Raw genomic sequence first — 13,564 nt, forward strand, 5'->3', positions numbered from 1 at the left:
AATCTTTAGGGTTTAGTAGATTAAATTACAAAATCATTACGTATTAAACTAAAAAAAGTATGGATTTGATACTTTTTTAACACTTCTTGTAAGTGTTTTAAAACAAAAAACCAGCTATATCTCTATAACTGGTTTTAATTTATTTTACTAGCCTTTATTTTGCGTTAGGGATGGAACGGTCTGTCTGAGCTCCTCGCAGAGAGCGAGTAGTGACAGCGCGACCCTTGTGGTAACGCCCTAAAGATTAAAAGTTACAACTTTCAATTTCTGTTACTCTTAATGTATTTACCATTCCTTTATCTTGAATTGGCATGGCTGCTAAACTAATTAACATGTCGCCTACTTCTAAGAATCCTTTTTTACAAGCTATTGCATTTACGTCCTCTATCGTTTCGTCAGTACTTACGTATTTATCATAGAAAAATGCAGTAACACCCCACAGTAAATTTAACTGCGTTAAAATACGCTTATTAGAAGTAAATACTAAGATATGTGTGTTTGGTCTCCAAGCCGAAATTTGGAATGCTGTATACCCGCTATTTGTTAATGTAGATATTGCTTTTGCATTAATATCGTTTGCCATATGCGCTGCGTGATAGCATATAGATTTTGTGATATAACGCTTAGTACGGATATGTGGTGGCGATTGCGGAACTTTAATTAAGTCTGAATCTTCTACACTTTTAATAATATTTGACATCTGGCGAATGACTTCTACCGGATATTTTCCAACACTTGTTTCTCCGGATAACATTACTGCATCTGCACCATCCATTACACTGTTTGCAACATCGTTAACTTCTGCTCGTGTTGGTGTTAAACTTGTAATCATTGTCTCCATCATTTGAGTGGCAATAATTACTGGTATTCTAGCACGCTTAGCACGAAGTACTAATTGTTTTTGTACTAATGGCACTTCTTCTGCAGGGATTTCTACTCCTAAATCTCCACGCGCAACCATTAAACCATCACAATAAGCTACAATTTTATCGATATTTTCTACAGCTTCTGGTTTTTCAATCTTAGCTATAATCGGAATTTTATGATCACTATGTTTTTTAATTAACTCTTCTAATTGCATTAAGTCTTCTGCATGACGCACAAATGATAATGCCATCCAGTCTACTCCAATCTTACATGCGAAAATAGCATCTTCGATATCTTTTTCTGTTAATGCAGGTTGTGATATGTTTGTATTAGGTAGGTTAACTCCTTTTTTAGATTTAAGTGGTCCACCTTGTATTACTTTGGCTTTTACTTCAGACACACCATCTGTAGATATGACTTCAAAATGTAATTTTCCGTCATCTAAAAGAATACGTTCTCCTGGTTTTGCATCCTGAGGAAACTTATCGTAAGTCATGTAAACACGCTCCTTAGTCCCTTCAAAACGTTCTCCAGTAGCAAAAATAATTTCGTCTCCTGGATTAACAACAACCTCACCCTTCATGACACCAACACGTAATTTAGGACCTTGTAAATCTCCTAAAATTGATGCATTATAACCAAACTCTTCGTTTAGTTCTCTAATCATTTGTACACGTTCTTCAACGTCTTTATAATCTGCGTGAGAAAAGTTGATTCTGAATACATTAGCTCCTTCGTCTAACATACCTTTTAATACCTCTTTACTACTGGTTGCAGGTCCTAGAGTTGCAACGATTTTGGTCTTTTTTCTGTTTGGCATTAGTTGAATATTAAGTTGTCTTTAGATTTTAAGGTGTCTACATCTATTGTGTAAGCTGTAGCAACTTGTGGAATCTTTAGAATGTTATTTAAAATGATTTTTTCTTTATTCTGAAATTCGGTTTCGATTTTAAGCAAGAAATTGACTTTCTTATACTCTGGTAGCAAATAAAAATTAGTTGCTCCCGAAGTGTCTTCTCCAAATAACGAATTTGATTGCTGTTCTAAGTTAGTATATTGCACCTTGCATGTATTAGCTACCAAATGGTATGTAGTTAATTGTTTGCAGTCAAACCACTCAAAAAGCGCGTAATTTGTATTTAAACTTGGATTGGTAATATCATCCTTTCTCCTTTTAAGGGTAATATCCAATGCCCTGTTTATTAAAAATGCTAATCTATAATCTTCTATTACGCAATGAATTCCAATTAATGCGTAATGCTCTTCTTCTAAAAAGTCGTCTAAAGAGAGTTTTCGAATAGCCATTTTAATTACAAAATTAAATGTAAATATAGCATTTAAACACTAAGTATTGGTGTGTTTTACGTAATCTTAACATGAAATTATTACGAAAACGTTATAGTAAAGTACTGAATAATAAGAATTAAAGCGTTGTAGATTTATTTAAATAAATCCTGCTTTATTGATTTGAGATTGTAATGCAAAATAAGCACGTTTTGATGCTTTTTCTTCTGCTTTTTTCTTAGACGTTGCTCTAGCTTTAGCTATAACTTTTTTGTCTATAGATAATTTTACAGAAAAATGTTTAACATCGTCATTACCGGTATCTTCATACACATTGTAATCAAATACTTTTTTCTCTTTTTGACACCACTCAATCAACAGACTTTTGTAACTAATTACTTTGCCTTCTAATTTCTCGATATCAACGTAAGGATTAATGACGCGCTTTTGTATAAATTTATCGCAGTTTTTATAACCTCTATCTAAATAAATGGCTCCAATTAAAGCTTCAAAAAGATTACCATGGATATTATCGCCAAATTGGCCTTTAGGTATTTTACTTTCTACTAATTTAATTAATCCTAAATCCTTACCAAGTTCATTTAAATGCTCTCGACTTACAATTTTAGATCTCATTTTAGTTAAGTAACCTTCATCACCACCTGGTACTTCCATGTATAAATGATGTGCAATAACAGCGCTAAGCATAGCGTCTCCTAAAAACTCTAAGCGTTCGTAATTAATAATATGCCCTTTGTCATCTTTAATGTTCATGGAACGATGCGTAAAGGCAGTCTGATAAAACTTTAAAGTCTTAGGTTTAAATTTTAAAATCTTAGAAATAGCAATAAAAAAATTCCCATCTTGATTAGATTGGGAATTAAATATGTTACGAATTCTTTTCATTTAAAAACTTAATCTAATTTTTTAAACAACACACAAGCATTGTGACCTCCAAATCCAAAAGTATTGCTCATAGCAACTTTAATCTCTCTTTTTTGTGGGGTGTTAAGTGTCAAGTTTAATTCAGAATCTATGTTTTCGTCTGGTGTAACGTGATTAATTGTTGGCGGAACAATACCATGTTCCATTGCTAAAATAGCAGCAATAGACTCAATAGCACCAGCTGCACCTAACAAGTGACCAGTCATAGACTTTGTAGAATTTATATTGATGTTTTTAGCATGATCGCCAAAAACCTCTTTAATCGCTTTTAACTCGGCAACATCACCTAAAGGTGTAGATGTTCCGTGTGTGTTGATGTGATCCACATCTTCTGGTTTTAAACCAGCATTTTCTAAACAGTTTTTCATAACTGCTATTACACCAATTCCTTCCGGATGTGGTGCTGTCATATGATAAGCATCAGAAGACATTCCGCCTCCTAAAACCTCTGCATATATTTTTGCGCCTCTTGCTTTTGCGTGCTCATATTCTTCTAGAATAATTGCTCCGGCACCTTCACCTAAAACAAAACCATCACGTGTACCATCAAAAGGTCTTGATGCTGTTTGTGGGCTTTCGTTTCTAGTTGATAAAGCATGCATAGCATTAAATCCTCCCATTCCAGCAATTGTCACTGCTGCTTCACTACCACCTGTTACAATAACATCACAATGTCCTAAACGTATGTAGTTTAAGGCATCAATCATTGCGTTAGCAGAAGAAGCACATGCAGATACAGTTGTGTAATTAGGACCCATAAAACCATTCTTAATAGAAATGTTTCCGGGTGCAATGTCTGCAATCATCTTAGGGATAAAGAATGGATTAAATCTAGGTGTACCATCACCAGCAGCAAAATTTAACACTTCATTTTGAAATGTTTCTAAACCACCAATTCCAGCGCCCCAAATAACACCAACTCTTAATTTGTTAACGGTCTCTAAGTCTAGTTTAGAGTCCGCAATAGCCTCATCAGATGCGACCATTGCGTACTGCGTAAACCTGTCCATTTTGCGGGCTTCTTTTCTATCTAGAAAATCAGTTGCCACGAAATTTTTTAACTCGCAAGCAAAGTTTGTCTTGAACTTTTCAGTATCAAAATATGTAATAGGTGCGGCACCACTTTTACCACTAATAAGACCAGACCAATACTCGTCCTTAGTGTTTCCAATTGGCGTTAACGCTCCTAACCCTGTAACTACTACTCGCTTAAGTTCCATAAATATTGTGCTTATTTAGCAGCTTCAATATAAGATACAGCCTGACCTACTGTAGCAATGTTCTCTGCTTGGTCATCTGGAATCTGGATATCGAATTCTTTTTCAAATTCCATGATTAATTCTACAGTATCTAATGAATCTGCTCCTAAGTCGTTCGTGAAGCTAGCTTCAGTTACAACTTCGTTTTCATCAACACCTAATTTGTCTACGATAATCGCTTTTACTCTTGATGCAATGTCTGACATAATTTTAATTTTTTTAGTTTTAATTAAGGGGCAAAAATAAAAAACTTTATTTTAAAACACACGTTTACTTTAAAAATGTGCTACGAATTTAATTATTTAAATCGAAGAATTTCGATTTTAGCCCGTAATTGTTAATAATTATTGCTTTTTTTGTTTGAAGAATTTAACATTGAAAATAGAAAATGAAACGTGTAGTAATTTTTGCGTCCGGTAGCGGAAGTAATGCTGAAAATTTAATAAGGTTTTTTCAAAATAGAGACAATGCGTCTGTTATTCAGGTATTAACTAACAATCCTCATGCCAAAGTCTTAGATCGTTGTAAAAAACTAAAAGTTAGCGGGTTATCGTTTAACAAAACAGCCTTTACAGCAACAGATGATGTCTTAAACCTATTAAAAGTTAACCAACCAGACTTAATTGTATTGGCTGGTTTTTTATGGAAATTTCCAGAAAACATCCTAAAACACTTCCCAAACAAGGTTATAAACGTACACCCTGCATTATTGCCAAAATTTGGAGGAAAAGGCATGTACGGAATGTATGTGCACGAGTCTGTTGTAGCTAATAAAGAAACAGAAACAGGGATCACAATACATTATGTAAACGAACATTATGATGAAGGCGCTGTAATTTTTCAGGCTAAATGTGAGGTTTTAGCTTCAGATACAGCTTTGGACGTCGCAGAAAAGATTCATGAATTAGAAATGAAACATTTTCCGGAAGTCGTAAATAAATTATTAAGTTAGTAGATCAACTCTAATCAAAGTACTTTATACAACGTATAATATAACTTTAACTGATTTAAGATAAAACAATACCGTTTACGCTTAAGCGGAAATTAAAAAATGGGTAAAAAGAAGAAAAAATATTACACCGTTTGGCAAGGACATCATAAAGGCGTTTTTGAATCTTGGAATGATTGCAAAGCGCAAATCAAAGATTATCCTGGAGCGCAATACAAATCCTTTGCTACGTTTGACGCTGCCAAAGCCGCCTTAAAAGGAAACTACTTTGACTACATTGGAAAAAAGGAAGGCTTTAAAAGCGAGTTAAGCCATGAACAGCTTAAAAAAATTGGGCGTCCAAATTATAATTCTATTTCTGTAGATGCAGCCTCTTCTGGTAATCCCGGGATAATGGAATATCGTGGCGTAGAAACAAAATCTAAAAAACAACTATTTAAACAAGGTCCTTTTGCTGAAGGCACCAATAATATTGGCGAATTTTTAGCGTTAGTGCATGGTTTAAGTTTTTTAAAAAAACATAATAGCGACTTACTTATATATACAGACTCTAAAACCGCTATGAGTTGGGTGCGCAAAAAAACGTGTAATAGCAAACTAGAACGTAACGCAAAAAACAAACCGGTGTACGATTTAGTAGATCGCGCAGTTAATTGGCTAAAAGAAAACGATTATAAAACCACGATAGTTAAATGGGAAACCAAAGCTTGGGGTGAAATCCCTGCAGATTTTGGTCGAAAATAAAAGATGTTAACTTTCTAATTGTCCAATTTTTGCTTTAAGCTCATTTATTAAAATACTTTGCTCTTGTAACCTGATCTCAAACTGTTCAATTAACTTTTCAGATAGCTGGTTAATTGTACCGCTATTGTATAATGCACCATTATTAGTATTGATGGTATCAACTTTTATGTGATCTTGTTTTGTAATATCTTCTGGTTTAATCTCGAAAAACTGGCTAATAGCCAATAAATGTGTTGCCCAAGAGTTGCTATTACCACTTTCAATTCTTGCATATGCAGATTGAGATATTTTTAAAACCTCTGCTAAATCCTCCTGCGTCTTACCTTTGCCCAATCTTAGACTTCTTATTCTTTCACCAATAACTGTATTCATTAAATATTAGTTTTTACACAAATGTATTAAAATAATAGTTCTACCCTAAAAAAGGGTTAAATTATTCTATTTTCGGTTTTGAAAGATTAAAATCATTTAATAGATTTGTCAGAGATGTATTACAAATAACTTTGCGCAAGGTTTAAATTACTAATTTTAAAAACTAAATATTATAAAAAAAACGTTAATTATTTTAGCATTAACTTTATGCGGTACAAATTTTGCCAAGAACTCAGTTGAAATAGCAAAAGAATTAGATATAACTTCTAAATTTAACATAGAAGCTACTTACAATTCTAAAGATGACTCATGTACTAGAACTTGTTGGGCAACTGCAACAAACAGCGAAACAGGAGAGACTTATTCATTTTCAGGAATGTCTACTGCGGGAGACTGCTTTACAGCAGCAGGTAACTGCATAGCCAAACTAAGAAATAGAGTACAATCTGTTATATCTGCTAATTAACCTCAATACAAAACTTTAGGTTTGCTTAAAAACAAACCTAAAGTTAAATTAATTAATTACTTAATTATGTTAAAAAATATACTGTTTTCATTTTTACTAATCCAATCTTTATTTAGCTATGCTCAAAAAGATTCTACACGAATCTTTGAAATAGATTTTATTAGAGTTCTGACGCCTCAAAATTCAACAAAAACAATTACTTCAAATTATAAACTAAAAATTTTCACTGAACATAACATTTCTGTTTTCGCAAACAACAATGCAACTAATTTTTCAAACGATTTAATAAACGATGATGATGATGACGCTATTTTTTACTTCGACCCAAAAGGAAAAAACATAAGTTTAGTTTATAAAAATTATTATAAAAATAAGCTTTTTTCAAAGGGAACTATCGCATTTAAAGATTTTACAATAAAAGACTCTCTAACAATTTTTAACTGGAGCATAACCAAAGAAACTAAAAAAATTCTGGGCTTCAATTGTCAATTAGCAGAAACAACCTTTAGAGGAAGAAATTATAGAGCTTGGTTTAGCTCCGAATTACCAATTGGAGGACCATGGAAATATGACGGCTTACCAGGAATGATTTTACAGATAGAAACACAAGAGCCTTTTATTAGCTTTAAAGCATCACAAATCAAAAGTCACAAAATAAAATTACACAACACAAAAAACCCTTTTGAAAACGATAAATTTGTGACCTGGCAACAATTTAAAGATTTATATAAAAAAAAGGCAATAGCGCTTAGTAAATATACTACTGAATCTGACTTCAAAACTAGCATCATTTCACCGCGTATGGGTATAGAACGTTACATTGAAGAAAACGACAAAGACTACACAGCTGATAAAGATTTTGAAAAACTGCGCGAGTCTCAAAATGAAAATTAACTTATATAATAGGTTAATAATAATTTTATTCTTTTTTATTGTTAATAATACTTATTCCCAGATCTTAAAAGGAACTATTAAAGATAAGAACAACAACCCTTTAAGCGCAAAACTATTAGTAAAAAAAGCTTCAAAACCCAATATAATCTCTGAATTCCACCTTGTAAAAAAAGGTGATTTTTCTTACGCCTTGAAAAAGACATACTCTGAGGACCTTATTTTTGAAATACTCGTAATTGGCTACGTCACATACTCTGAAAAGATTACTATCAAAGATTCTAACGATGTTTTTGAACGAAGTATTTATATGATCAAAGAGGAAACTAACAATTTAGACGAAGTATTTATAGTAGGAAAAAAAGCCCCATTTAAAATAAAACATGACACCGTACAATATAACATCAACTCTTATAAGGATGGCACAGAAAGAAAACTTCAAGACATTTTAAAAAAGCTACCAGGTATTGAGGTAAATGAAACTTCTGGTTTAATTAAATATAATGGAAAACTAATTGAAACAGTAACCCTAGAAGGAGATAATCTTTTTGGTTACAATTACACTTTAGGCACAAAAAATATTAATGTTGATATGGTCGAAGAGGTAGAAGCTATAGAAAATTATTCTAATAACTCATTGTTAAAAGGCTTAGACCAAGACGGAAAGGTAGCATTAAACTTAAAGCTAAAGAAAAACAAAACAGACGTCTCTGGTAATTTAGAATTAGGACTTGGCGATTTTAAAGACTCAAGTAAAATCGCAAACAACTCTTCTTTAAATTTATTAGGAATAAATAAATATTATAAATCGTTTGGTACCATTTCATTTAATAACGTCGGTTTAAACAATTCTCCTTTTAATTTTTCTTCCCAAGCTAGCAATATGGAAATCTTACAAGAATTAGACTATTTCTCAGAAAAAATCATACCCGAAGTTTCTATTTTAAATGTATTAGGAGAAAGAAGAGCAAATATTAACAATCAACTATTTAGTAGCTACAATAATATTTTCAATTTTGACAAAAAATTAAAAGCAAAAGTCAATTTATATTATATTCAAGACAAAATACAAACTATTCAACTTTCCAAAAGCAGCTTTACTTTTAACAATGATGTATTTAATACTTTTGACAATATAAATACATCAAAAAAACCAATACAATACAGAGGTGATTTAGAATTAAAATATTTTAATTCTAAATCATCACTTTTTCGTTATACAATAAGTGCTAGAGATGAAAACATTGAAACAGCATCATCAATTACGTCTAACCAAAACACAAGTTTCAACACTAATCTTAACTCAAAAAATACTTTTGTAAAACAACATATAGAATACACTAAAAGATTATCAAAACAAAAAGCCTTACAGGTAGATTTGCATTTTTCTACAAATAACTTAAATCAGGAATACAACATAAATCCGTCTTTTTTAAACACAAACAGTAACACTTATGACAATCAAAACAGCAATCAGAAAAAAACTGTATTTGAGTTAAAATCAACTTTTTTAGGTATTATAAAAAATAACAAATACAGTTTTTCTTCGGGAGTACTATTTGCTAACCAACCATTTAACTCCAACCTTATTAATCTATCGGAAGACAACTCTGTACTATACAACAACAGAAACAATGATTTAAATTACTCAAAAAAAACAGCTTACGCAACAGGCTCTTATAACTGGAATGTAGGTAAATTGAAATTAACCCCTAATGTTTCATTACGACTAATTAATCAAAAATTAAATAATCATATTTTAAACAACCAACAAACCTCTAATATTTTAGTTTTTGAACCCTCTCTGACTCTTTTTTACAAGATTAACTCTGTTTCTTTTTTATCCAGTAATTTAGGCCTTAATAAAAACACTAATCCAATTCAATATTTATACACGGGAAACATTTTAATAAATAACAGGACACTACTTAGTAACATACCTGACATTACACTGCAAAAAAACCAATCTTATAGCCTTGCGTATAACCTGAATGATCTTTTTAATCAATCTCAAATTATGTTTGGTGTAAATTACACAAAACAAGAAGGCAATTTTTTCTCAAATACAATTATAACTTCCAATTCAAATACAGTTAACTTTTTCTTCTTACCAGAAGCGACAGAAAGCACCAATTTTAATCTTAGTTATTCAAAATTTATTCCCGCTTTAAATACAAATATTAAACTAAACACATTTCACTCTCTTTTTAACTATAAAAACATAGTTAACAACTCTCAATTACGAAGTAATAAAACTAATCACACTAAGAGTCAATTATTTTTAAAAACAGCTTTTTCTACACAACTAAATTTTGAAAATGAAACCACTCACGACTACAGTAAAACATTAAGCGAACTTACATTCACGAATAGTACATTTCAAAATAATTTTAAGATAATTTACAAACCATCAAAGGAAATATATGGCACTTTAACTGCAAACTTTTTTATACCCAATTTAAAGAAAAGGTCAGATAACTTCACTTTTATAGATACAGAAATCTGGTATAAACCAAAAAACAAAGATTGGCAATTAAGCATTTCTGCTTCCAATCTAACTAACGAGAACAGTTTTTTACAAATTCAAAACAATGATGTTTCTATCAACACATTTAGTAGTGACTTATTAAGTCGTTCTCTCTTATTAAAATTTAATCACAATTTTTAAAACCACACCAAAGCTTGGGGTGAAATCCCTGCAGACTTTGGTCGAAAATAATTAGCGTTTCTTTCAATAGATTCCACTTTTTTACAGAATATATTTTACGTAAGTTTGCACTAAATTTTAAAGCCATTTATGAGCAAGTTAGTAATAGTAGGTACAGTAGCATTTGACGCTATAGAAACTCCTTTTGGTAAAACCGATAAAATTCTAGGTGGAGCAGCAACATATATAGGGTTGTCTGCAGCAAACTTTAATGTAGATCAAGCAGCAGTATCTGTTGTTGGAGGAGATTTTCCTCAGGAATATTTAGATCTTTTAACAGATAGAAATGTAAATATCGAAGGTATCGAAATTGTAAAAGACGGTAAAACCTTTTTCTGGAGTGGAAAATATCATAATGATATGAATTCTCGTGATACGTTAGCTACAGAATTAAATGTATTAGAGCATTTTAATCCTGTAGTTCCTGAAAATTATCGTGATGCAGAGATCGTGATGTTAGGTAATTTACACCCTTTAGTACAACAAGGTGTTTTAGACCAAATGACTAAAAAGCCAAAATTAGCTATTTTAGACACTATGAATTTCTGGATGGACATCGCTTTAGATGATTTAATTTCAGTAATTAAAAATGTGGATGTTATTACTATTAATGATGAAGAGGCAAGACAATTAACTGGAGAATACAGTTTAGTAGTTGCTGCTAGAAAGATTCATGAAATGGGACCAAAATATGTAGTTATTAAAAAAGGAGAGCACGGTGCTTTACTTTTCCATGATGACCATATGTTTTACGCACCTGCTTTACCATTAGAAGAAGTCTTTGATCCAACAGGAGCTGGAGATACTTTTGCTGGTGGATTTGCTGGATATTTAGCAAGCACTGGAGATATTAGTTTTGAAAACATGAAAAACGCAGTAATCTACGGATCTACTTTAGCTTCTTTTTGTGTGGAGAAATTTGGAACAGAGCGCATGGTAACCTTGAAAAAAGAGGAAGTCAATACACGTTTGCTGGAGTTTAAAAAACTGACACAGTTCGATATAGAATTAACATAAACTAACGCGCTCATAATTATGAGCGCGTTTTTTATTTTTATTATTTTAATAAAACAACTCACAACACAACAACAATGAGTGATGCTTTAAAACACGAGTGCGGAATTGCACTTATTAGATTACGTAAACCGTTAGAATTTTACAAAGAGAAATATGGTAGTGCATTTTATGGTGTAAATAAAATGTATTTAATGATGGAAAAGCAACACAATCGTGGTCAAGATGGTGCTGGTTTTGCAAGTATTAAAATGGACACATTACCAGGAGAACGTTACATTAGTCGTGTACGCTCTATCGCACAACAACCTATTCAGGATATTTTTGCTCAAATTAATGACCGTATTAATAAAGAATTAGCAGATCATCCAGAATACCAAGACAGTGTTGAGCTTCAAAAAAAGCACATCCCATATATTGGAGAGCTTTTATTAGGTCACGTACGTTATGGTACTTTTGGCAAAAACAGTGTAGAAAGTGTTCATCCTTTTTTAAGACAAAATAACTGGATGCACCGTAACCTTATTTTAGCTGGTAACTTTAACATGACTAATGTTAAAGAGCTTTTTCAAAGTTTAGTTGATCTTGGTCAACATCCAAAAGAATATACAGACACCATTACTATAATGGAAAAAATAGGTCACTTTTTAGATGATGCGGTAAGCAAAATTTATAAAGAACTTAAAAACGAAGGTTATGGTAAGCATGAGTGCTCTCCATTAATAGCAGAACGTTTAAAAATTGCTAAAATATTAAGACGTGCTGCAAAAAACTGGGATGGTGGTTATGCTATGGCTGGTTTAATTGGACATGGAGATGCTTTTGTGCTTCGTGATCCTGCAGGAATACGTCCAGTATATTACTATACCGATGACGAGATTGTTGTTGTCGCTTCAGAGCGTCCAGTAATACAAACGGTATTTAATGTAGAGTTTGATGATGTTAAGGAGTTAACCCCTGGTCATGCTTTAATCTCTAAAAAATCGGGTGCTGTTTCAATTAAAAAAATATTAGAACCTTTAGAACGCAAATCATGTAGTTTTGAGCGTATTTACTTTTCAAGAGGAAGTGATGCCGAAATATATCAAGAACGTAAAATGTTAGGGCGTTTATTAATGCCTAAAGTTTTAAAGGCAATTGATAATGACACAGAAAACTCGGTGTTTTCATACATACCAAATACAGCAGAAACATCATTTTACGGAATGATTGAAACTGTAGAAGAGCATTTAAATGAAAAGAAAACAAAGGCTATTTTAAACGGTAATGGAAAATTATCTGCAGATGAAGTGACTTCTATTTTAAAAGAAAGACCTCGTATCGAGAAAATAGCTATAAAGGATGTAAAACTAAGAACCTTTATTACGGAAGACAGTAGTCGTGATGACTTGGTTGCACACGTTTACGATGTCACTTACGGTGTTATCAAACCAACAGATAACTTGGTTATTATTGATGATAGTATTGTGCGTGGTACAACCTTAAAAAAGAGTATTATTAAAATGATGGACAGATTACATCCTAAAAAGATTGTAATTGTATCCTCAGCACCACAAATACGTTTTCCTGATTGCTATGGTATTGACATGGCTAATCTAGAAACTTTAGTTGCTTTTAACGCTGCTTTAGCCTTACTTAAAGAAAACGGTAAGTATGACTTAGTAGAAGAAGTGTACCACAGGTGTAAAGCACAAGAAACATTAGCAGATAAAGATGTTAAGAATTTTGTAAACGAAATATACGATCAGTTTACTACTGAGGAGATTTCGGCTAAAATATCTGAGCTATTAACAGACGAATCAGTAAAGGCGGAAGTAGAAATTATCTTTCAACCAGTATCTAATTTACATAAAGCCATCCCTGATCATTTAGGAGATTGGTACTTTACAGGAAATTATCCAACTGCTGGAGGTAACAGAGTGGTTAACAGAGCATTTATTAATTTTTACGAAGGAAATAAAGAACGTGCTTATTAAACCAAGCTATTTTCTTACATCAAATCAGTTAACCGATTATATTTACGTTTTAACCATAATATACAACAAGTCAATTTAATTGTCGTTATA

Annotated in this window: 12 protein-coding genes; 6 read left to right on the plus strand and 6 right to left on the minus strand. The window is 32.1% G+C overall.

The window, feature by feature from the left end:
• Positions 1 to 244: 244 nt before the first annotated feature.
• From pyk to BMZ09_RS01575, 5 genes are all read right to left on the minus strand, one after another.
• Positions 245 to 1,687 (minus strand): pyruvate kinase, encoded by a 1,443-nt coding sequence (pyk, locus tag BMZ09_RS01555; protein WP_090836880.1) that lies wholly within the window; start codon positions 1,685 to 1,687, stop codon positions 245 to 247.
• A complete protein-coding gene (locus BMZ09_RS01560) occupies positions 1,687 to 2,172 on the minus strand; it encodes an IPExxxVDY family protein (protein ID WP_090836881.1) in 486 nt (161 codons plus the stop codon). The genes pyk and BMZ09_RS01560 overlap by 1 nt, the downstream gene beginning before the upstream one ends.
• 138 nt (positions 2,173 to 2,310) lie before the next feature.
• Positions 2,311 to 3,057 carry a ribonuclease III gene (gene rnc, locus BMZ09_RS01565; RefSeq protein WP_090836883.1) on the minus strand — a complete coding sequence of 249 codons (747 nt, stop codon included), beginning with the start codon at positions 3,055 to 3,057 and terminating at the stop codon, positions 2,311 to 2,313.
• A gap of 8 nt (positions 3,058 to 3,065) precedes the next feature.
• Positions 3,066 to 4,316 carry a beta-ketoacyl-ACP synthase II gene (fabF, locus tag BMZ09_RS01570; protein WP_090836884.1) on the minus strand — a complete coding sequence of 417 codons (1,251 nt, stop codon included), beginning with the start codon at positions 4,314 to 4,316 and terminating at the stop codon, positions 3,066 to 3,068.
• A gap of 11 nt (positions 4,317 to 4,327) precedes the next feature.
• The gene (locus tag BMZ09_RS01575) at positions 4,328 to 4,561 is read right to left on the minus strand and encodes an acyl carrier protein (protein ID WP_013869581.1); all 234 of its coding nucleotides are present in this window, start codon (positions 4,559 to 4,561) and stop codon (positions 4,328 to 4,330) included.
• Positions 4,562 to 4,743: 182 nt separating this feature from the next.
• Between BMZ09_RS01575 and purN the strand changes: the two genes are divergently transcribed.
• Together purN and BMZ09_RS01585 are read left to right on the plus strand one after the other, a co-directional pair.
• Positions 4,744 to 5,307 (plus strand): phosphoribosylglycinamide formyltransferase, encoded by a 564-nt coding sequence (purN, locus tag BMZ09_RS01580; protein WP_090836886.1) that lies wholly within the window; start codon positions 4,744 to 4,746, stop codon positions 5,305 to 5,307.
• Between the two features lie 99 nt (positions 5,308 to 5,406).
• The gene (locus BMZ09_RS01585) at positions 5,407 to 6,048 is read left to right on the plus strand and encodes a ribonuclease H1 domain-containing protein (protein ID WP_090836888.1); all 642 of its coding nucleotides are present in this window, start codon (positions 5,407 to 5,409) and stop codon (positions 6,046 to 6,048) included.
• A 6-nt stretch (positions 6,049 to 6,054) separates the two neighbouring features.
• On the opposite strand, the gene BMZ09_RS01590 is transcribed toward BMZ09_RS01585, so the two are convergent.
• Positions 6,055 to 6,420, minus strand: coding sequence for a helix-turn-helix transcriptional regulator (locus tag BMZ09_RS01590; RefSeq protein ID WP_090836889.1), 366 nt, complete (start codon positions 6,418 to 6,420; stop codon positions 6,055 to 6,057).
• Between the two features lie 532 nt (positions 6,421 to 6,952).
• On the opposite strand from BMZ09_RS01590, the gene BMZ09_RS01595 reads away from it, so the two are divergent.
• The 4 genes from BMZ09_RS01595 (at position 6,953) to BMZ09_RS01610 (ending at position 13,474) form a co-directional block, all read left to right on the plus strand.
• Entirely contained in the window at positions 6,953 to 7,780 is an 828-nt protein-coding gene (locus tag BMZ09_RS01595) for a GLPGLI family protein (protein WP_090837376.1), read from the plus strand.
• Positions 7,770 to 10,445 (plus strand): TonB-dependent receptor, encoded by a 2,676-nt coding sequence (locus BMZ09_RS01600; RefSeq protein WP_090836891.1) that lies wholly within the window; start codon positions 7,770 to 7,772, stop codon positions 10,443 to 10,445. The genes BMZ09_RS01595 and BMZ09_RS01600 overlap by 11 nt, the downstream gene beginning before the upstream one ends.
• 129 nt (positions 10,446 to 10,574) lie before the next feature.
• A complete protein-coding gene (locus BMZ09_RS01605) occupies positions 10,575 to 11,501 on the plus strand; it encodes a PfkB family carbohydrate kinase (RefSeq protein WP_090836894.1) in 927 nt (308 codons plus the stop codon).
• A 74-nt stretch (positions 11,502 to 11,575) separates the two neighbouring features.
• Positions 11,576 to 13,474 (plus strand): amidophosphoribosyltransferase, encoded by a 1,899-nt coding sequence (locus tag BMZ09_RS01610; protein ID WP_090836896.1) that lies wholly within the window; start codon positions 11,576 to 11,578, stop codon positions 13,472 to 13,474.
• The last annotated feature ends 90 nt before the right edge of the window (positions 13,475 to 13,564 follow it).

This window comes from Olleya namhaensis, assembly GCF_900114005.1.
Lineage (GTDB): Bacteria > Bacteroidota > Bacteroidia > Flavobacteriales > Flavobacteriaceae > Olleya > Olleya namhaensis.